The following is a 20,656-nucleotide window of genomic DNA, read 5'->3' on the forward strand; positions in this document are numbered from 1 at the left end:
CTGGTGACGACGGACGCTATCCCCCCTCAATCGCCGGTCATGCCGATATAGCGTATTACGCTGTCGGCTCCGCCGTTGCGGACACGCAGCGAACCGATCCGCGCACCGCTGGCCGATCGGACGATCAGGTTGATGTCGTAATCGCTGCAATATTCCAGCTGGACCAGGTCGTTCATCGGATTGCCCGGGATCGTGTCCCACACCTCCCCTGTGACGCGCAGGCCCGAGCAGCGGACTGCACGCAAGAACTGGCCGTTGCGACGCCCGCGCAAGGTGATGTTGCGCAAGGTCACGTTGCGGCAATCGGTGAGATAGGCGGTCGGCCCGTCCTGTGTCGCCGCACCGAAATCCAGATCGGCATTGGCGATGGTGATGTCACGTATCTCGCACCCTTGCGCCACGCCATTATTCTGCATCATCAGCGGACAGCCGGTAGGGCCCTGGGTGATCCGCCCCTTGATACCGCTAAGCGTCACGTTGCGGATGATCGCCTTGCCGGTCGTCGTGCTCGTGAAGAATTTGATGCACGAGAAGGCCGCGCTGTCGAGCGTCATGCTGGTCAGCGTGATCCGCTCCATGATCGCATCGATCGATTCATGATTTTCCGACGTGAAGGACAGCGCGTCGTCACCGCTGCGTACGGTGATGTTCGATCCGCTTACCCGCGTGCAGGCGCCAAAAAAATGCAGGCCATCGGCGCCCGGCCGATTGACCCCGGAGAAAAGCTGCAGGCCATTGAGATGCCCGCCGCTGGAATTCTTCACCTCCATCCCGAACCCGGTCAGCGGCCCGGCGGTCTTGACGCCAATGACCGTAAAGCCGTCGGTCGCGACGATGCCGAGCCCCTTGCGCGTCGCCCCCGCCGGATCGGATTCGCCACCGACAAAGGCGCCACCCGCGCCGATGATCGTGACATTGGACAGCCGCTGCCCCGAGCGGTTGGTGAGGCAGTAATGCGTGCCCACGGCGGGGCCGTGATCATTATAGACGTCGCCCGCGACCAGGATACGCGCGTGGCTGGCATAGCCCAGCCCCGTCGCCAGCAGGCGATGTCCGCCGGGAGGAATCGTAAAAGCGCTGCGGGTTCTGGCCGCGGCGTCGAGCGCGGTTTGCAGGCTGGTGGTCATGTCGGTCAGGGCCATGGGTGCGGTCATGCGCTGCGCTTAAAAACGGACGGCTGAAAAGTTCCACCACCGTCATTCCCAAACCCGACAAAATTACATCATTTTATGCACTTATCTCCCATTTTTGAGGCCGTTAACATTGCGTCAAGGGAAGCGGCGAAAAGGGGCGGCGCATGCAGAACCCGACCTTTTCCCATGCCCCCCACCCCTATGATCGGCGCCACTATGATCGTCGCAACGTCCTTCGCCTGATCGCCACCTTTTCGACCGGCGCGCTGCTCGCCGGATGCGGCAGCGGCGGCGGAGACGATTCGATCGTCACACCGCCCGCCGCCACCACCCCCGTGCCCGTCGCCTCACCAGGGCACCCACTGAATCTGGCCCTGACGCTTGCCTATCTCGGCGGGCAATATTTCTCCTATGTCGCGCGCGGTGCACCGCTGCCGAGCGTGCTGACCGGAAACGGTGCGGGGGCGGTGACCGGCGCCCGGCAGATGCGTTTCAACGATTCCTCGATCGCCTGGCTGGCGGCGGATCTGGCGGATGACAAGGCAGCCCACGTCACCGCGCTGCGCGGACAGATAGGCGCGTCCGCGCCGGCGCAGCCCGCCATCGACCTGTCGCCGGGCGCATCGGGTGCGTTTTCGCTCGCCGCCCAGCGCGCCGGGATCGTCGGGTTGGGCCAGGCCTTCGATCCCTATGCCGACGACACTCATTTCCTGATCGGCGCGCTGCTGATCGAAAATGCCGTGGCGGCAAGCTATCGCCGATTGTTGCTGGTCGAACCGGATTCGGCGAACGGTGCGATGGCGGCGGCGCATCTGGCCGATTCCATCTATCATGGCGGGGTGATCCGGGCGCTGCTCGACGACCGTGCCGCCACGACGCCCGCGGTCGATGCGATGCTCGGCCGCATCGGCACGATGCTCGCCACGCTCGACGGCACGCAAGGCAGCGACCAGATCCTGCCCGGCGGCGATACGAACAGCTCCAACCTGCTCGACGCGGAAGGACGCCCCATCCCCTTTACCCGCACCGATCGGCAGGTGCTGAACGCGCTTTACCTCTCCGCCACCGGGCCGGGCGGGTTCCTGCCCCAAGGCGCGGTCGGCATCGCATGATGGGCAACGGCACACAGCGTCTCACCCCGGCGGTACAGGGCAAAATCCCATCCATCGCTGGGCCAGGGCGTCTTCAGCACGATCCGCCCGCCCCGTCCGTGAAAGACAAGGCGATCGAGCGGCAGGGCAAGGCCGACGCCTAGCGCCTTGCCATAGGCCTCCCGCAGGACCCACCGACAGGCCAGTTCGATTACCGGGTCCGCCGCCGCGATGACGGAATGACGCTCGCTATCGGCCAGCCAGGGATCGTCGACGTTCGCGTTCAGTGCGACACGCGACACCGTCTCCACGTCCAGGCCGATCCGCCCGCCTCTGGCCCAGGCGACGGCATGGCAAGCCGAGGTGCTGCTCCGGCTGACCACGGTCGCGCGCCCCGCCATCCGCACGGCCGCCGCATCCCGATCTGCGGCGGATGGCGCGAGGAGCAGAGTCCGCCCCTTGCCCAGATCAGCCGCCATCGCCTCGCCGCAGGGCACCGTCATCAGGTCGCGCAGGCACAAGGCCAGTGCGCCCTCCGGCGAGCACGGCGGGTCAGGCCGAGCCAGCATGGCTCGTCGGGTCGATCCGATCGGCGAGCAGCGCCAGCCGGGGAAAATCCTGGATCGTCACCACCCCGCCGCGGATCAGGGCCAGTTCCTCGCGCCGCATCTGCGACACGATCCGGTTGATATGGACCAGGCTCAACCCCAACAGCTCGCCCAGCGTGTCCTGGGTCAGCGGCATCGGAAAGGTGCCACCGTGCACGAAGCCGATCACCGACAGCCGGTGATGCAGTTCGAGCAGCAGATGCGCGGTCCGCTGCAACGCGCTTTGGCACCCCAGGCGGACGATATGGTCGAGCAGCGCCATCTCCTCGCACCGATCGATCGCCGCGAGCGCACGCACGATGCCGGGATGGTCCTGCGGCTCCATCCGTACCGCCTGCACTAGCCGGGCGATGCCGATCGTGCGCACGGGGGTCAGCGCGATGACAGGGTTCATGGCCAATGGCCGCCGCTCGCCCCGATCACCCATCATGTCGCCGGGCAGGAGCACTCCCAGCATCTGGCGGCGGCCGTCGGGTAGGATGCGCGGACGACAAGCCCAGCCGCCGACGATCAGGCGGGGGTGTGGGCTACCGTCCTCGCGGGGACAGATGCTGGTTCCCGCCGCATGGCTCTTGGGCGGTTCGGCCAGTGACAGAACCAGTTCCACCTCATGGGCGGCAAGGGTGGCGAAACTGCGCAGGCGATGCAGCAACAATTCGCTGGTGATCGCACGCGGGGCGGGCGCGGGCCGATGGCTGCTCAAAGCAAGACTGCCCATGATCAATTCGCATAATAGGTGTTGTAGGACCCCATGAACTGCGCCGGATCGCCATAGCCGGAACGGGCGAGCGCATGAAGATCGACCCGGCTGAGCGCCACGCCGGTCATCTTGACGCCCAGTGTCTGGAGCAGGTGGATCGCCATCTCGACCGCCGCGTCGGGGGTCTTGCGCCAGCGGACCAGTAGCACGGTCGAATCCGCCTTCTTGGCGACCAGCCGCCCGTCGACCACCGGCAGCACCGGCGAGGCGTCGAAGATCACGACATCGAACCGCGCCTTCAAATCCTCGATCAGCGCGTCGAAGCCCGCGCCGCCCAACGCCGCCGCACCGCCCAGTCCGGCGCGAACCATGGGCAGGATGGTCAGCGGCGAATCGAGATCGCGGAGCAGTGCCTCATCCAGCCGCGCCTCGCCCTCCAGCACCTGTTGCAAGCCGACCGCCGGACGCAGGCCCAGGGCATTGGCGATGCTCGGCCGGCGCATATCGGCATCGACCAGCACCACGCTGACCCCGCTCATCGCGACGATCCGCGCCAGCCCGATCGCGGCGGTGGTCTTGCCCTCATTGGGTAGCGCAGAGGTCAGCGCGATCGTCCGCACCGTTCCGGCCGCCGCCGATTGCAGGACCGAGGCGGCCAGGTTGCGATACCCCTCCGCATAGGCCGAGCCGCTATGGTCGACCAGCGCACTGATCGGGTCGCTGCCGCCGATATGGCGCACCGCCGAGTTCAGCGTCGGCAGCCCCGCCAGATAGGGAAGCTGCAACCGTCCCTCGACATCTTCCAGCGTACGGATGCCGCGATCGGTCCCCTGCCGCATGAAGACCACGCCCAGCCCGATTGCGATCGCCAGCAGCGCGCCGACGAGCATGTTGATCGGCCGGTTGGGCGAACTGGGATGCGTGGGCAACGCGGCGAGACTGGCGATGCGTGCGTCCGACCGGGTGGAGGCGGCCTGCGCGCCGATCTCGTTCAGTCGGGTCAGCAACAGTGCATAGCTTTGATGCGCGGTGTCCGAACGGAGTTGAAGCCCGCCCAGCGCGATTGAAGCGACATTGTTGTTCACCACCTGCGATCGCGCACCCGACGCGCTGCCCGCCAGCGAGGCGGTCCGCCGAGCGGCGACATCGCGCTGCGCCTCCAGATTGGAGATGGTGCGCTTGATCTCGCCTTCGATCTGCGCGTCGATATCGGCGACCTGGCGCTGTGCGGCCGCAAGCGGGGGATATTTGGGTCCGTACTTGCCGCCCAGATCGGCGGCCTGCGCGCTGACCGTCGCGCGCTGGCTGCGCAGTTGCTGGATCACCGGCGAGCCCAGCGCCTCGCCCAGATCGTCGCCCTTGGAACCGCGGGCGAGCTGCTGGCGGGCGGTCTGAAGGCGGGCGGTCGCTTCCGCCTCTCCGGCGCGGGCGAGTGCGACCTGGCCGTCGAGCGAGGATAGCTGCTGCTCGGCGATGGTGCCCCCCTGCACGCTCATCAGATTGTGCGCGACCTTGTAGCGGCCCAGATCGCCGTCCGCCTCCTCGACCTCGCGGCGCGCCTCGTCGAGCTGGCCGCGCAGCAACGCGGCGGCGGCGTCCGCGCCTTCGCGCTTCACCGCGCCCGATTGAGCGACGAATTCCTGCGCATAGCTGTTGACGATCGCGGTCGCGAGCTCGCGGTCGGGATGCTCGAAGGACAGGCTGAGCATGAAGGTCTGCGCATTGCGATGCACCTCGATGCCACTTGCCAGCCGATCGATCGCCGCATCACGCCGGGCCGAGGCCGGCAGGGGCGTGGGTGGGCGCTCCAATCCAGGAATCCGCTCGAGGATCGAGGGGTTGTGGACCAGCGCCTGGAACCGCGCTTCCTCGGCCAATCCCAGCCGGTCGACGACCAGCCCCGCGAGCGTCCGGCTCTTCAGCAATTCGACCTGCGTATCGACACTGGAATCGGCGGCCGGATCACTGAGGGCACTGGTTCGCTCCGCCCCGATCTGCGCGGGCTGGGGCGCGATGACCAGCGTGGCGGTCGCCGTATAGCGCGGGGTCTGCAGCCAGCTATAGGCCGCGACCAGCGCCAGGATGCCGCCCGCGACCGCCAGGAACAGCGTGAGATGGCGGCGATAGGCCTTGATCAGGTCCATGACCCCGTTTTGAGGCAGCGGGCCCCGTTCGACATAGGCGGGTGATGAACGAGCGCCTTCGAAAGTAGCGCTATCGTAACGAATCGGCAGGCTGGCCATCGTCGATTCTCCCGTTTCTATCGTTGAAGGGTCAGCGTCAGTGAGACGCGATGATCGTCGAAATTGGTGACGCCGGACCCGCAGGTGCAATCCCGCGCGAGATAGCGATAGCCGAGCCGCGCATTCCAATGGTTGCGCGACAGATAGGTCAGGCCCGCATCGGCATAGGGAAGCGAATCCCGCCGAGGGATGCCGCGATAGGTGTCGCGGTAATAGCCCCCCTCGACCGAGGCGATGAGGTAACGGCGAAGCTCGTGATCCGAGCGCAACGATCCGCCGCGATGCAAGAAGCCGCCGGTTCCCGGCACGCCGCTGTCCTGAATACTGCTCTCGGCGGTCGCGGTTAGCGTCCACAACCGGGTCGGGAAATAGACGAGCTTGCCCAGCGCCCCGAGACCTGAAAGCGGACGAATACCGGCCCGATCGAAGTCCTGGCGAATATAGCCGACGCGGACATCGCCGCGCATCAGATCGGTAACCTGGAAGCTCGACCCGAGATAGACGCCATAGCCCTTGGAATCGCGCGTACCACCAGGTGCGAGGCGGAAATCGACCTTGTTCAGGCTGGCGGCGCCATAAATCGAAACGGCGGGACTCAGTGCGCGCTCGACCCGCACCAGTGCCTGATAGCGGGTCCGGTCGCGGTCGCGGGTGAACAGCGTGCCGCCGTCCCGCGCAGGCGTATCGCGAAAGCGCAGGTCGATGACATCGGCGCGCAAAATGATGCGGGTGTTCGCCTGCTCGATCGTCGCACCCGCATAGCCGTTGAGCGCATTATATTCGAGCGGCTTGGCCGCCTCGATCGGCGAGTCCGGCGCGAAACGCGGATTGACGAAGCTGCCATAGCTGGCCCCCGCCGCGAGGCTGCTGAGCGCGCCGACCGCAATGCTGCCTTCCAGCCCCGCCATGCCCTCCTCGGTATTTTCACTGGCATAGGTGGCGAAGCGGCGTAGGTCGGCGCGGCCATAGGCGGTCAGGCGATAGGGGCCGCCGCTGGTGCGCACCGTCACCTCCGGCCGGACAACCAGAGCGACATCGCTGCGCCGGTCCTCATTGTTGGCGAACAGGTTGGAGGTAAACAGCCCCCCGACCGACACCGCCGGAAACACATCGAACGCACCGACCGTGACCCCTTGCGCGGTGAAGGCCGGCAATGTCCGGTCGGCGACACCCGTGTCGCGTTCGCGAGCGAAGACCGAGCGTGCATCGGTCAGCGGCGGCTCGGGCGGCACCTGGACGGTCGGTACATCCTGCAACAGCTGAGCGCCCAGCGGCGCGGTACAGGCGCCGGCGATCATCAGCGACGCCAGGCGCGACAGCCGCCGAGGCGCGCCGCACAGGATCAAAACCAGCGTTCCTTGATCCGGATGGTGTCGCCCGGCGCCACCAGCGTCGTCGCGGTGACGGGTTCCGCGACCTCCGCATCCTGGCCGGCATGTTTGATGAAGACCTGCTTGGTCTTGGCGCGATAGGTATAGCCGCCCGCCTGCGCCACAGCGCCCAGCACGGTCAATCCGTTGGCAAAGGGATATTGGCCGGGTTTGTTGACCTCGCCCAAGATGTAGAAAGGGCGGGTCGACAATACTTCGACCGCGACGCGCGGGTCCTTGATATAACCATCGGCCAGCCGTGCAACGATGCGGTCCTGCAACTGGGTGGAGGTCAGGCCGCGCACATCGACCTCGCCGATCAGCGGCATCGCGATCATCCCCGACCCGGCGATGGTGAACTCGCCACCCAGCGCCGGATCGCCGAACACCACGACCCGCACCCGGTCGCCGCCCGACAGCACATAATTATAGATGGGAAGCTGCGCCGAAGCGCCGTTCGTGGTCGTGGCGACCTCCTGCCCCGGAGCTACCGCCGGCAGTGCGGTGGCCAGGAACAGCGTCATCAGACGGGTCGCAGAATTTCGCGATACGCCACTGGGCATAGGTCCTCCCTTGGCAGTTTCCTGCTGTTTTTATTCCCGACAATCGGTCTTTCGACTGTACATTTCCGCCAGCTTACCGGGCGGCTTCCCGTCATTCTCTAGTTACAACCGATGGCCCGGCTGCAATCGTCTTCATGGTGACGAATCGTTAACCATAATGGACTGGGGAATGGTGCACTGCACTAACCTGATATACACTCTCATTAAAAGATTATGATCGTATTTGTCTTTTGATGTATTTCGATCGATCAATGCGACCCTGCCGACATGAAGTCATCAAATGATCGGCGGATAAGTCCGTCCGGTTCGTTGCCGCGCTCATTCCCAGAGCGAGGTGCCATCATGACCGTTTCCTATATATCCCCCGCGCCCCCATCCCTCTCACGCCCCGGGCTGTTGCAGACGGCGGACGTGATTCTGGCGCTTATCCTGTTGGTCCTGCTGTCCCCGCTGATGCTGGCCGTGGCGGCGCTGATCGCGCTGGAGAGCGGCGGCGGCACACCCATCTATGGCCATCGCCGTTACGGCAAAGATGGGCGGACCTTCCTATGCTACAAATTCCGCTCGATGGCGCTGGATGCCGATGCGCGGCTGGCCCGGCTGGTGGCGCATGATCCTGCCGCACGCGCCGAATGGGCGCGCGACCACAAGCTGCGTCATGATCCGCGCGTCACCCGGATCGGCCGCTTCATCCGCCGCACCAGCCTCGACGAACTGCCGCAGCTGTTCAATATCCTGCGCGGCGAAATGAGCCTGGTCGGCCCGCGCCCGATCGTGGCGGCCGAAGTGCGGCGCTATGGCCGCCATTTCGTCGATTATTGCTCGGTGCGGCCCGGGATGACCGGCATCTGGCAGATCAGCGGGCGCAACGACATCGGCTATCGGCGGCGGGTCGCGATGGACTGCCTGATGGCGCGGCGCATGTCGCCCCGACTCTATGCCGAGGTGCTGATCGGCACTGCGCGCTGCGTTGTGACCCGCCAAGGTGCCTATTGAAGTGGGCGCCTATTGAAGAAGCTGAGCGTAAACTTGCGCGAAGGCCCGCGCCACCGCCTCGGGCGTGGTGCGGGCGACTACCCGCGCCCGGCCCTTGGGCGGGCCGGGGCGCCCTATCTCCAGCAGCGCGCGCATCCGGGCCGCCAGCGCCGCCTCATCGCCCGGCGGCACCAGCCAAGCGTCATCGGCGATGATCTCGGCAATCCCGCCGCTGCGCGCGCCGATGACGGGTACCTGCGCCTGATAGGCCTCGAGCACGGTCCGCCCGAGCGGCTCGGCCCACAAGGACGGCGCGACGAGGCAGTCGATCTGGTCGAATAGCACCTTGGGACGCTGAAAGCCGATGAATTCGACCGGAAGCCCTTCGGCAAGCGCGTGATAGGGCGCCGGATCGCCCAGCGCCGCGCCGGCGATCAGCAACCGCCAGCCGTTAGGCGGCAACAGCCGTGCGGCCTTGAGCAGCGTATCGACCCCCTTTTCCGGGCTGATCCGCCCCAGATAGCCGAAGGTGATGGGACCGGTGAGCACGGGCTTGGTATAGTCCGCCTCCACCCCCTCGACCGCCGCCGTGTTCCAGATGACGCGTCGCCGGTCGGCCGGCACATGACCAAAAAAGCCATAGCGCAAATGCCGCGAAAGCACTTCCTCCCCCACCGCCGTCACCGACGCGACGAGACGCTGGTCGAGCTGCTTGGCGAAGGTCAGCACCCGGCATTTCAGATGCCGTCCCACACAAGGTCCCGTCTCCCGGTACATGGAACTGGCGGCGCACAGCAGGTCGAAGTCGCGCAACGTGTGGACGATCGGAATCCCGCGCGCGCGCGCCGCGTGCCAGACCCGGGTCGAGATATCGACCATCGAATGGGTGTGGACGACATTAGGGCGAAATCGGTCGAGCACCTCGCCAAAGCGGCGTTCGATCGCGAAATTGGCCTGTTGCTTGAACTTGGCCCATTCACGCTGGCGCTGGCTATGCGCCGCCCAGTCCTCCAGCCAGAAGTCGTTGCCGTGCGGCATGCGGAAGACGGTGACGCCGTGCCGCTCCTCTTCCACCGCTTCGCTGGGAGTCAGGCAGGCGGCGGCGACATTCCAACCCTCGGCCGCCTGCGCCTCCGCCAGCATCGACACCGATCGCTCCGCGCCGCCGACGATATGTGGCGGATAGAGGCTGGAGAGATGCAGGATGCGGGGCTTCACGCCAGCACCTCCGCATAGAGGACGTCATAGGCGTCGAGCATCCGCTGCGGCGTCACCACCGACAGCACACCGTCAAAGGCGGGGGGCGCGGGCAAGGCCGACCGCCCGTCGTGTATCGCCGCCAGCATCCGCGCGGCCAACGCCGCCGGGTCGCCCGGTGGCACCAGCCATTCCTCGCCCACCGCACCGACCAGATCGCCGATCGCGCCAAGCCGTGACCCGATCACGGGCACGCCTTGGGCAAAGGCCTCGACGACGGTCAGCCCGAACGGCTCACGCCAGATGGACGGCACGACGAGCAGGTCTATGCCGCGCAGAAACGCCTGCGGATCGGTGAAGCCCAGAAATTCGACCGGCATCCCCTCGGCCAAGGCACGGTACGCGGCATCGCCTTCTTGTGCACGGCCCGCTACCTGCAACTGCCAGCCGGTCTCGGGTAGGAGACGACAGGCGGCGAGCAGTGTCTCAATTCCCTTTTCGGGGACAAGCCGTCCGAGAAAGCCGAAGATAAAGTCCCCTGTCCGGTCGGAGCGCTGCCGCGCTGGCGGCACCTCCACCCCGTTCCAGATCACCTTCGCGCGCGTGTCCTGAAACAGGCCGAAGCGGCGATGTTCGTCGAGCACCGGCTGCGACACCGCCGCGACTGCATCGATCCGCTTGGCGAAGCGTGCCTTCCACGCACCGGTGATCCGGCAGGACGCGTGGCGCTCGACACAGGAGCGCCCGTCGCGGAACATCGACGCGCGCGAGCAGATCAAGTCGTAATCGTGCAGCGTATGGACGCTGCGCGCGCCGCTGTCGGCGATCGCCGACCAGATCATCGGCGGCAGCTCGACCATCGAATGGGTGTGGACGATGTCGGGGCGGAACTGCGCGACCGCACGCGCGACATCGGCGGCCCCGCGATAATTGACCATCTGCCCCAATTTGTTGGCGGTCCGCATCGCGCGCGGGGCGGCGAACACCTCCTCCATCCAGACTAGGTTGCGGCTGCGCTGCGGCAGGACGGTGACGCCGTGTCGCTCGCCCGCCTCTTGCGCCTTGCGCGACAGATAGGCCGCGCCCACCTGATGTCCGCGCTGCACCTGCGCCTCGGCGAGCATGGCGACGACCTTCTCCGCGCCACCGACGACGTGCGGGGGATAGACCGAGCTGACATGAAGGATGCGCATCCCGCTCAATGCCCCATGAACCGGCGTGCGGCTTGCGCCGTCAGGGTCAGATAGCGGTCGCCCTGTTCGGTGGACGGTTCGATCTCGGACCCCTCATGCCATTCGTTGAAACTGGTCACGAGCACCCAATCGGCGTCGTGGCGGATCGCGGCGTCCCACAGCGTGCGATAGGTCGCGCCGTCATAGCGCGCGACCGTCGGGCGCGGCGCCGGGCGGCCGGGGACTTTGCTGTCGTCGAAGCCGGGGATGACGGTGGCGCAGAACAGCTTGCTCCCCGCCATGCGCCGCCAGACCGGGTAGGTGCGGTCCGCCCAGGCCTTCATCTGGGGCGGCGTCATGCCCTTCAGATAGGGAGCGAGCACATAGACATGGATGCCGTCCATGAACGGCGCCCAGGCGGCGAAATCGCGCGTCTCGCGCGGGGAAACGTCACCCACCATGAACGCTCCCTCCGCCGCTTTGCGCCAGTCGCGTGCGGGCAGATCGCGCAAGGCTTGCAGATAGAGGAACAGCACCGGACGCTTGTCCACCCCCAGCCAGGCGGGATGCGCGCCATAGGTCCGGGTGAGATAGGCGATATCGCGCGCCGCGCCCGCCGCCCCGTCCTTCTGCTGTTCGAGATAGACGGTGACATGTAGGCCCGCCGCCCGTGCGGCCTCAAGGATCATCGGCAGCGCCTTGTCCTCAAACGAATTCGGTCCCCACCAGCTGACGATGAGCGCCGTGATCCCCGCCGCCTTGGCCTGGGCGACATGGGTGCGGATCACGCCCGCATCATGGCTGTCGTAGAGACCGAGCACCGGATAGTTGAGCGTCGGGCTCTGCCGGGGGGCTTCGCCATGCGGACCCTGCCAATGAAGCCAACGCCCGCTGGTCGTCGGATTGCCATACCAGGGATAATAGAAGGCCAGCACCTGACGCGGGTAACGCCGGGGGCCCGCCGAGATCGGTGCTGCCGCCAGCGCCAACCCGGCACCGACGACGCTGCGCCGCGACCAGCTCACGCGGTACGCCTCGCGGCGAAGATCGCCGCGCGGGCGCGGTCCCAGCCGACCCGGATCTGCGCGCGGTTGATCGCCAGCAGGATGATCTCGATCGTGACGAACAACAGCAGGCGGTTGATCTGCCCCGGCGCGGCGATGCTCCAGAGCGAAGCCTGCTGTGCCGAGAAATAGACCTGAAGGAAGGTCCACACCGCGAAGAACAGGCTCAACGGGAAGGCGGATTCGAAGGCGCGACGCAGATAGAGCGCGGCAAAGGCGACCAATACCCCCAGCACCACCATGACGACGGCCACGCCGACATAGCCGAACATGACGAGCGCCATCGCCTCGGTGCCCATGGTCAGCTGCACCCAGCCGCCATTCTTGCGGAAACTGTCCGCCAGCGCGGCAGGGGCGTAGCGCTGGATGAAATAATAGGTCTCGACCCCGTTGGCGAAGGCGGTGGCGGGCGGCGACTTGTCGCCCAGCGTGTCGAGGTTGCGCGCAACCAGATGCGCGTCCCAATGCGTGACCCGGCGCGCATCGCGGCTGGCGACGAACCACAATTCGCCCTGCCCGGCGATCCGCTCTCCGACCAGGGTCACGGTGCGGTCGAGCGGTAACCGTCCATAGCCCGAATAGATATAGAGGGTGGCCCCCAGCGCCGCGCACAGCAACGCCGCGACCGGCACCGCGAGCCGCAGCATCGTCCCCGCCAGCCGCCCCTGCCGCACGAGCAGCAAGGGCATGGCGAAGAAGGCGACTTCGGCCAGGATGGTGAAGAACTTGTCGCCGAACAGGAAATAGAGTGCGGTGAGGGCAAGGAAGGTCAGGATCGCCGCCGTCTTGAGCAGCGGCTGGTACCGCGGTGCGAAGGCGATGGCCCCCAGCATCGCGGCGAACAGGAACTTGTTGTCGAGCAGGATCAGGACCAAGCCGCTGCTATATTCCCGCCGATAGAGGAACCGGTCGACACCCGCGAGCAGCGGAAACCCGCTCTGCATCCCATGCAGAAAGGCAAGTGCCCCCAACGCCGTGCACAGGCCCACCACCGGCCAGCCGAGCCACGCCACGACCTGATCGAGCAGGGGCGAGCGGGCATAGGCGAGGAACCAGCGCTCGCATCGGCGAAAGACCAGCGCGAAGATGAGGAAGAAGATCGCGGTGAAGGCGACAAAGGACGCGCTCGCATCGCCCGGCACACCCTGCTGATTGACCTCGGGCATATAGGCCCCGGCCTCGATCACCAGCAGCGACACCAATGTAGCGCCGCGCGTGATGACCAGCGGGAGCAGCAGGATCAGCCCCGCCGCACTGATCCGCCCGACCAGCAACAGCAAGGCACCGAACAGGAGGAGCGAGGATAGGGAGAAGGCCGTGCTGGGCCATGCCGCCGCCAACGCCCAGTGGAGCGCAAGCGCGGCGGTCAGCGCGATGATCGCCCCCCAAGGCAATGGTCGCGGCAACCGGCGCGCCGCCGGCCCATCGCGATCGGTCGGCCCATCCGCGCCCCTGTGTATCGAGATGCCCATGTCATCGAGCTAGCCGCACCGCTCGCCCCCGGATGCGTCAAATGAGGCATGACGCAGTGCACCATCATGGTCAGGCAAAGCGACTCTCGGAGACCGCGATGCTTGCCAGGAACATGCTCTCGATGTCGGGGCTCAGCCTCTATCGCAACGCCGTCCAGTTCGGGATGAACGTCGCCATCGCCGCCTTTGTGCTGCCCGGCGATTATGGGCTGATCGTCTTCACCACGCCCTTTCTGGTGTTGATCGCGATGCTGACCGATTTGGGCATGACCAGCGCGATCACCCGTGCGCCGACCCTGTCGCGCGACGAGGCGGGGGCGGCGATGGGGGCGATGATGATCGGAGGCGCGGTCTGCGCCGTGCTGCTGGTCGCAGGCGCCTGGCCCCTGGAGCGCGCGATCGGCATGGCGGGGCTGGCCCCCGTGATGGCGGCGATGGCGGGGGTCGTGCTGTTGTCGATCGCCGCCGCCACCCCGCGCGCCTTGATGGAGCGCGAATTGCGCTATGCCGGGATCGCCCGGATCGAGGCGATCGCCATCGCCCTGGCCGCGATCGCGGGGCTCGCGGCTGCGTGGAGCGGGGCCGGGGTCTGGTCGCTCGTCCTCTACAATATCCTGGTCCAGGCGATGCGGCTCGGCGCGTTCGGCTGGACGATGCGCGGCGTGCTGCGGCCCAATGCCCGGTTCGGCCAGTTGAAAGGCTTGCTCTCCTTCGGTGGCTGGGTGCTGGCGAACAACATCCTCAACTTTCTGGCGCGCAACAGCGACAATCTGCTGATCGGCGCCTGGCTGGGTGCGGCGGCGGTCGGGGTGTACGGCCTGGCCTATCAGTTCATGCTCGCCCCATTGATGGCGATCACCTGGCCGACCAGCGGCATATTGCTGTCCACATTGCGCGGCGAAGACCCGCATGGGCCGCGCGCGCAGGCGACGGTGGAGGGCGTGCTGTCCGCCACCGCGCTGATCGTCACGCCCGCGATGATCTACCTCACCTTCGGCCTCGCCTTTCCGGTGGACAGCCTGTTGTCGGGGCATTGGGCGGCGGTGCCCGCAATCGTCGCCTGGCTGGCCCCGGCGGGCGCGCTTCAAGCGATCGCCTCCTATAATGGCGCGCTGCTGATGGTCGCGGGGCGTGTGAAGGCGCAGTTCCTGCTCAGCGTCGCCAATACGGCCGTGCTGGTCGCGACCTTTGTGCTGGCGCTACCGCATGGGCTGATGGCGTTGGTCCAGGCCTATACGGCGGCGATTTCGGTGATGAGCCTCGCCTTTCTGGCGATGACGGTCATGCTGACGGGCTTGCGCGTCGAGCGGCTCGCCCGCGCGCTGGCCCCCGCGCTGCTCGCCACCGGGGCAGGCGTCGTGGGGGTGGCCGTCACCACGGGCCTGCATCCGGCAAGCTGGACGGGGTGGATCGCCGCGACGGCCATGTACGGCGCGGGGGTGCTGGCCTGCTACGCCGCGCTGCACCTGCATGTCCGGCGCACGCTGGCGGCACTTCTCACACGCGGGGCACCGGATGCGGCGATTACAGGAAGGTAGCGGGCAGGAAGCGGCCGCCCGCAAACACCACCTGGGTCTTGGCCGCGCGCACCACGCCGACGCCGTAATCGACCCCGTCGGCCTGAAGCCGCGCATGGATCGCCCCCACCGTATCCTGTTCGCCATCGCGCTCGGCATCGTCGAGGATCAGCGCGAAGTCGCGCGGCAAATCCTCGAGCATCGCCAGCACCCCGCCCCGCGAATGGAAAGGCGTGCCGCGCGGCCCGTCGCACAGGATCACGTCGAAGCGCCGCCCGGCCCGCACCGCCGCCCAGTCATAGGTCGTCACCGCACGCTTGCCCACTTGGCGGACCGCCAGCGGCGTTACCAGCACCTCATGCATCACCTGCGCCGCGATCCGCTCGCCCCATTCGGGGTCGTTCTCCAGCGTCAGCACTTCGCCGACCAGCCCGCGCCGTTGCAGCATCGCCCATAACAGGCTGCTCTGTCCTGCCCCGATATCGAGCACGGAGGCTGGGCCGAACTCCACCCCGATGCGCAGGATCAGATAGAGCAGGCTGTAATTGGCCGCGCCGCCTGTGGGGAAGAACCGGTCTTCCTCTCCGAGCAGCTTTAACTCGCGCAGGAACAGGTCGCGATAGATCGCCTCCAGCCCCGGTTCGGGGGCGAAGGCGTCGGCCCGTCCGGTCCAATGCCGCAAACGGTGGCGCAGGCTGTGCATCATTCACTCTCCAGAATGCGCCGCGACGGCACGCGGCTGGGTTGGGGTCGCGAGTTGCGCGGTCAGGGGTCGCTCGATCCAGCGATGGACCGCGAAGGCGAGGATCAGCGCGACACCGACCATGACGGCCACGAGCTGCCATCCCTCGGCCGCCCGCATCACGGGCAGCTTCTGTGCCAGCTTCTCCGTCAGGATCAGCGCGAAGGGGTGGAAGAGATAGAGTGAATAGGACGCATCCCCCACAAGCGCGGCGGGCAACAGGATACGCGGCATCACCGGCTCGGGCCCCAGCACCGCCGCCGCCAGCAGCATCGCGATCGGCAGCCCGGCACAGACCACGCGCGGCCAGTCATTAGCGACGGTCACACCGACCGCGCCGTCAAAGATATGGAAGGGATCGGCGAGCAGCAGCGCGGCCCCGGCGGCCGCCAGCGCGAGCCGCACCATCGGTGGCAGGACGACGCCCCGCCCCAGCAGTGCCCCGACCGCCAGCCCCAGCCCGAAATCCAAGATGATCGGCCGCGTCCAGAACCACAGCCCAGACGGCCCCGGCACCACAGCGCCAATCCCCGTCGCCGCGACCAGCATCACGCCGATCGCCACCAGCGCCCGCCCGCGCGGCAGCGCCACGACGAAGGCGAACAGCGCATAGAAGAACATCTCGTAATTCAGCGTCCAGCCCAGATCGAAGACCGGAAAGAACCGCCCGTCGCCCCATGTGTTCGCCGGGACGAAGGTATAGGAAGCGAGGATCGCCCGAGCGTCGGGAAAGGGATCGCCCCCCTTCAGCGTCGCCGCCGCGAGCAGTGCGAGAAAGAGGGTCGTGACCAGCCAGTAGAGCGGCACGATCCGCACCAGCCGCCGCCGCAGGAACTCCTCGTGCGCATTCCCCTGCCCGAACAAGCGGGTGGAGGCATGGACCATGATGAAGCCCGACAGGACGAAGAACAGGTCCACCCCCGCCCCCCATGGCATCAGTGTCGAGCGCGCGAAATGGTCGCCCCGCGCGGTTACGATTCCCGCCGCCGCGCTCTGGCTGTGACCGATCACGACCATCAGCGCGGCCGCACCGCGCAAGGCCTGGACCGTCCAAAGCGTACGCGTCGACGGGGCCATGCCAACGGGGTGGACTATGGTCTCCCCTGCTTCTCCACCGCCCTTTTCGGTCATGCCGCATCCGATCACGACGCGCGCCCCGCGATCACGTCAAATGATGGAGTTGCCCTCGCTCGGCCTGTCTAGACCAGTCGCATCACCGACATTTCGGAGAGGGCAGATGAGGATTCTTCACATCGCCGAATCCGCGCAGGGCGGCGTCGGCACCTATCTGACCGAGATATTGTCCGATCAGGCACGCCGCTATGGCGGCGACCGGGTCCGCGCGCTGGTCCCAGCACAACATGCCGCACATCTGAGCGGGGTCGATCGCCGGCTGTTGATCCCGTGGCGACGGCAGCACCGCTCGGTCCGCGGCATGATGTCGCTGGCCGGCGCGATCGCGAGCGCGGTAGAGCAGGTAAGGCCGACGATCGTCCATGCCCATTCCAGCTTTGCGGGTGCGGTGCTGCGGCTGTTGTACGGATCATGGCGGCGCGCGCCGTTCCGTATCGTCTATTGCCCGCATGGCTGGGCCTTCGACCGCCGTTCCTCGGCGTGGAAGCGCCGCGTGGTCGAGGGGGTCGAGCGCATCCTGGCGCCGGCCGCCGACCGCATCGTCCTGATCTCCGACCATGAACGGCGCGAGGGCGTGCGGATCGGCATCGATCCGGCCGCGCTGACCCTGGTGCTGAACGGCATCGCCGACCTGCACAGCGAACGCCCCGCGCGATGGCAGGACGATCGGGTGCGGGTGCTGTTCGTCGGGCGGCTCGACACGCAAAAGGGGTTCGACACGCTGCTCGACGCGGTCGAGCCCATTCAGGACCATGTCGCGGTGCGCGTCATCGGCAAGGCGGTGGCCGGCCCCGCCACCACCCCGCGCAAACGCAGCCCGCAGATCGAATATCTCGGCTGGCGATCGCTGTCCGAAGTCGCGACCGAGATCGCCGCCGCCGATGTCGTCGTCGTCCCCTCGCGCTGGGAAGGCTTCGGCCTCGTCGCGCTGGAGGCGATGTGCGGCGGCTGCGCGGTCGTCGCCTCCGATGTGGGGGGCCTGCGCGAGATCGTCGCCGATGGCGAGACGGGCTATCTCGTCCCCCCCGATCATCCGGAGCGGCTGATGCGCACGCTCGCCCGGCATGACCGCGCCACCTGGCAGGCGATGGGTGCCGCCGGACGCGCGCGCTACGAGGCGCGGTTCACCGCGCAGCGGATGAATGCCGAACTCGCCGCGCTCTATGCCGAATTGTCGCCGGTCGTGCGGGAAGAGCATGTGGCCACGCCGCTGGTCGCCCATGCGTAACGGGCGCATCGTCCTGCTCTCCGATTATATCGGTGGCGAGGGGCCGGGTAGCGGCGGGGCCGGCCATGCCGCGCTCGACAGCTACCGCGCGCTCAGGGCCGCGGGCGCGGATGTCCATGTCATGGCAGGGTTCGGTGAGCCGCCCGCGATCGAGCCCGAGCGGTTCCGAGGACTGGGCGGCGCGGACCTGCGCGGCGGGGGCGCCGGCGCCATGCTGCGCGCCATCTACAACCCTGACGCCGGAGCAATGCTGTCTCGCGAAGTGGCGGGGCTTGATCCCGACACCACATTGATCGTGCTTCACCAATGGACCCGGTATCTGTCCCCGGCCGCCTTGCGAATCGCCAGCCGCTTTCCGATCATGATCTATATGCACGACTATTTCTGGGTCTGTCCCAACGGCATTTATTATGATTTCGCGGCCGGCCGCCCATGCGATCGGCGGCCGATGCGGCGCCATTGCCTGACCAGCGATTGCGACCGCCAGGGCCGCCTGCCCAAGCTCGGCCGGCTGGCCAGGCACGCGATGCGCCACATGGCGACCGCGACCCGGCCGAGCCGCCGCCTGTTCCTGCATTTGTCCGAACATGCGCAACGGACCATCATGCCGCTGCTCCCCGAACAGCGCCATGCGGTGCTCCACAATCCCCTATCGCTCTCCGATATCGAGCCACCCCCCGCTCCGCCACCGACCTATGACGTGGGCTATTTCGGACGACTGGAGCAAGACAAGGGTGTCGAACTTCTGGTCGAGGCACTGCGCGAGACGGGACGTACCGGCCTGTTCGTTGGCCAGGGTTCGCTGGAACCGCTGCTGCACGCCACGCCCGGCATCACCCACCGATCCTGGCAACCGCGCGAGACGATGGCGGCGGCGATGCGATCCTGCCGCGTCGTCGTCCTGCCCTCGCTCTGGAACGAGACCTGGGGGCTGATCATCGCCGAGGCGATGGCCGCGGGCGTAACGGTGCTGGTGTCGTCGCGCGCCGGTTCGTCCGAACTGGTCCGTCGCTTTGGCGGGGGACAGATGTTCGATCCCGGGCAGACCGGCAGCTTGGCGGCGAGCCTGCGCCAGATGCTGGGGGCGCCCCCCTCGCCCACCCGGCAACATGGCGCGCTTCGCCGCTTCCTGTCTCCCGAACGCCATGCCGCGCGCATCATGGGGCTGGCGGAGAGTCACTTCGGGCTGAGCCTGCGGAGTGACGACCGCCGTGTCAGGACGTCAGCACCTCACTCAGTATCCCGGCCAGCCTGACGCCCGCCGCCGCCCAGGTGAAATGGCCGGCACGCGCGCGACCGGCGGCGACTTTGGCGGCACGTACCTCACGATTACCCAGCACCAGGACGCCGCCGATCCATTCGCCGATATCGTCCATCCCGGCATAGACGACGGCGTCGCGGCATACTTCCGGAATGGCCCCCGCCGGGGCCGCGACGACCGGGCAGCCGCACAGCATCGCCTCGACCGGCGGCAGACCGAAACCCTCTGTCCGTGAAGGGTAGAGCAGGCAATGCGCCCCTTCGTACAGGGCACGCAGGCCGCTATCATCGACCCCGCCGACGAACACCACGCCCGGCGGCGGCCGCAGTCCTGCCGCCTCGAGCACCGCCCGCGACGGCCCGACCACGACCAGTGGCATCGCGGCCAGACGCGGATCGGCAAAGGCGGTGAAGACGGCCGCGACATTCTTGTACGCCGAGGTCGAGCCGAAGATCAGGCCATAGGAGCCGGGCGCCAGGCCATGCCTGTCCAGCACGCTTCGGTCGGCGGGCACGTCCAGAATATGGTCCGCGCCATTATGCAGCACCTGCGTCTGCGCGGGCGACGCGATGCCGAACGTCGCCAGGCTGTCGCGCGCATAATCGGACACGGTCAGGACCACCCGGCTCGACCGCGCGCCCCACGGCACGAGCAGGCGATAGCCCCACCGCAATTTGGGCGAATAGCTTTCGGGCGACAGCAGGAATTGTGCATCATGTACCATCGTCACCTTGCGCCCATGCCAGCCTGGGGCGAGATTGGCGAAGCTGGCCAGCGCCCCGCGCCGCGCCGCAACGGGCAGGATCATCTGCTCCCAGAATTGGCTAGCGCCATAACGCTGCGGCATCGGTGTGATCGCGGCGAAGCGCGGCGCCCAGTTGGCGCGTCTGGGCAGCAGCAACCGCATGTCCCATCCCGCCGGCGCGGCCCCCGCCACCGCCAGCGCGTCCAGTTCGCGCAACAGCCGATCCGCGACCCGATGAACCCCGTTGGTCTTCCCCGAATAGAATTTGCCGTTGAAGAACAGGCACGGCCGGTCGGATCGCGTACCGTTTCGGAAGAGCGCATCGCGGGGAAGGGATTGCAAAGCCATATCCCCGCCTAGCCGCCGCACTCCTCGGTCAATTCATCATTCGACATATCGCCGCACACCCGAATCGCCCGAAGATCGGTCCAGCGGTCGAAA

Annotated in this window: 18 protein-coding genes; 5 read left to right on the forward strand and 13 right to left on the reverse strand. The window is 67.1% G+C overall.

Going from position 1 to position 20,656, the window contains the following annotated elements; translation table 11 throughout:
• Nucleotides 1-26: 26 nt before the first annotated feature.
• Nucleotides 27-1,154 carry a hypothetical protein gene (locus tag SP6_RS12030; protein WP_007404732.1) on the reverse strand — a complete coding sequence of 376 codons (1,128 nt, stop codon included), beginning with the start codon at nt 1,152-1,154 and terminating at the stop codon, nt 27-29.
• 143 nt (nt 1,155-1,297) lie between these two features.
• Here SP6_RS12030 and SP6_RS12035 point away from each other — a divergent pair, with 143 nt between their 5' ends.
• Entirely contained in the window at nt 1,298-2,245 is a 948-nt protein-coding gene (locus SP6_RS12035; protein WP_007404711.1) for a ferritin-like domain-containing protein, read from the forward strand.
• Here the strand turns inward: SP6_RS12035 and SP6_RS12040 are convergent.
• The 5 genes from SP6_RS12040 to SP6_RS12060 form a co-directional block, all read right to left on the reverse strand.
• Nucleotides 2,185-2,793, reverse strand: coding sequence for a 4'-phosphopantetheinyl transferase superfamily protein (locus tag SP6_RS12040; protein WP_037568363.1), 609 nt, complete (start codon nt 2,791-2,793; stop codon nt 2,185-2,187). The genes SP6_RS12035 and SP6_RS12040 overlap by 61 nt on opposite strands.
• Nucleotides 2,777-3,550, reverse strand: a complete 774-nt coding sequence (locus SP6_RS12045) for a Crp/Fnr family transcriptional regulator (RefSeq protein WP_007404812.1) — start codon at nt 3,548-3,550, stop codon at nt 2,777-2,779. Before SP6_RS12045 ends, SP6_RS12040 begins: the two co-directional genes overlap by 17 nt.
• Nucleotides 3,551-3,552: 2 nt before the next feature.
• Entirely contained in the window at nt 3,553-5,676 is a 2,124-nt protein-coding gene (locus SP6_RS12050) for a GumC family protein (RefSeq protein WP_053003292.1), read from the reverse strand.
• 116 nt (nt 5,677-5,792) lie between these two features.
• Nucleotides 5,793-7,121: an outer membrane beta-barrel protein gene (locus SP6_RS12055; protein WP_007404838.1), complete on the reverse strand. Its 1,329-nt coding sequence runs from the start codon at nt 7,119-7,121 to the stop codon at nt 5,793-5,795.
• Nucleotides 7,118-7,669 carry a polysaccharide biosynthesis/export family protein gene (locus tag SP6_RS12060; RefSeq protein ID WP_007404742.1) on the reverse strand — a complete coding sequence of 184 codons (552 nt, stop codon included), beginning with the start codon at nt 7,667-7,669 and terminating at the stop codon, nt 7,118-7,120. Before SP6_RS12060 ends, SP6_RS12055 begins: the two co-directional genes overlap by 4 nt.
• 381 nt (nt 7,670-8,050) lie before the next feature.
• Between SP6_RS12060 and SP6_RS12065 the strand changes: the two genes are divergently transcribed.
• Nucleotides 8,051-8,704 (forward strand): sugar transferase, encoded by a 654-nt coding sequence (locus tag SP6_RS12065; protein WP_007404770.1) that lies wholly within the window; start codon nt 8,051-8,053, stop codon nt 8,702-8,704.
• Nucleotides 8,705-8,713: 9 nt separating this feature from the next.
• Here SP6_RS12065 and SP6_RS12070 read toward each other — a convergent pair whose 3' ends face one another.
• Genes SP6_RS12070 through SP6_RS21270 form a run of 4 tightly spaced genes read right to left on the reverse strand, consistent with a single transcriptional unit; the run spans nt 8,714 to nt 13,588 of the window.
• The gene (locus SP6_RS12070) at nt 8,714-9,901 is read right to left on the reverse strand and encodes a glycosyltransferase family 4 protein (protein ID WP_007404797.1); all 1,188 of its coding nucleotides are present in this window, start codon (nt 9,899-9,901) and stop codon (nt 8,714-8,716) included.
• Complete coding sequence (locus SP6_RS12075) at nt 9,898-11,073, reverse strand: glycosyltransferase family 4 protein (RefSeq protein WP_007404862.1); 1,176 nt, start codon at nt 11,071-11,073, stop codon at nt 9,898-9,900. Before SP6_RS12075 ends, SP6_RS12070 begins: the two co-directional genes overlap by 4 nt.
• A gap of 5 nt (nt 11,074-11,078) precedes the next feature.
• On the reverse strand, nt 11,079-12,077 hold the full coding sequence (locus SP6_RS21265; protein ID WP_050794168.1) for an endo-1,3-alpha-glucanase family glycosylhydrolase: 999 nt from the start codon (nt 12,075-12,077) through the stop codon (nt 11,079-11,081).
• Entirely contained in the window at nt 12,074-13,588 is a 1,515-nt protein-coding gene (locus SP6_RS21270) for a DUF6418 domain-containing protein (RefSeq protein WP_007404823.1), read from the reverse strand. Before SP6_RS21270 ends, SP6_RS21265 begins: the two co-directional genes overlap by 4 nt.
• Nucleotides 13,589-13,701: 113 nt before the next feature.
• Between SP6_RS21270 and SP6_RS12090 the strand changes: the two genes are divergently transcribed.
• Entirely contained in the window at nt 13,702-15,126 is a 1,425-nt protein-coding gene (locus SP6_RS12090; protein WP_050794167.1) for an oligosaccharide flippase family protein, read from the forward strand.
• Here the strand turns inward: SP6_RS12090 and SP6_RS12095 are convergent.
• The gene (locus SP6_RS12095) at nt 15,113-15,811 is read right to left on the reverse strand and encodes a hypothetical protein (protein ID WP_007404871.1); all 699 of its coding nucleotides are present in this window, start codon (nt 15,809-15,811) and stop codon (nt 15,113-15,115) included. The genes SP6_RS12090 and SP6_RS12095 overlap by 14 nt on opposite strands.
• Entirely contained in the window at nt 15,812-16,978 is a 1,167-nt protein-coding gene (locus tag SP6_RS12100) for an acyltransferase family protein (RefSeq protein ID WP_007404805.1), read from the reverse strand. It abuts the gene before it with no gap.
• Nucleotides 16,979-17,084: 106 nt separating this feature from the next.
• Here SP6_RS12100 and SP6_RS20970 point away from each other — a divergent pair, with 106 nt between their 5' ends.
• Both SP6_RS20970 and SP6_RS12110 read left to right on the forward strand, forming a co-directional pair.
• Nucleotides 17,085-18,209, forward strand: a complete 1,125-nt coding sequence (locus SP6_RS20970) for a glycosyltransferase (RefSeq protein ID WP_007404785.1) — start codon at nt 17,085-17,087, stop codon at nt 18,207-18,209.
• Nucleotides 18,202-19,464: a glycosyltransferase gene (locus SP6_RS12110; protein ID WP_007404867.1), complete on the forward strand. Its 1,263-nt coding sequence runs from the start codon at nt 18,202-18,204 to the stop codon at nt 19,462-19,464. The genes SP6_RS20970 and SP6_RS12110 overlap by 8 nt, the downstream gene beginning before the upstream one ends.
• Here the strand turns inward: SP6_RS12110 and SP6_RS12115 are convergent.
• Entirely contained in the window at nt 19,424-20,563 is a 1,140-nt protein-coding gene (locus SP6_RS12115; RefSeq protein ID WP_007404781.1) for a glycosyltransferase family 4 protein, read from the reverse strand. The genes SP6_RS12110 and SP6_RS12115 overlap by 41 nt on opposite strands.
• Nucleotides 20,564-20,656: the final 93 nt, after the last annotated feature.

This window comes from Sphingomonas paucimobilis NBRC 13935 (genome assembly GCF_000739895.2).
Lineage (GTDB): Bacteria > Pseudomonadota > Alphaproteobacteria > Sphingomonadales > Sphingomonadaceae > Sphingomonas > Sphingomonas paucimobilis.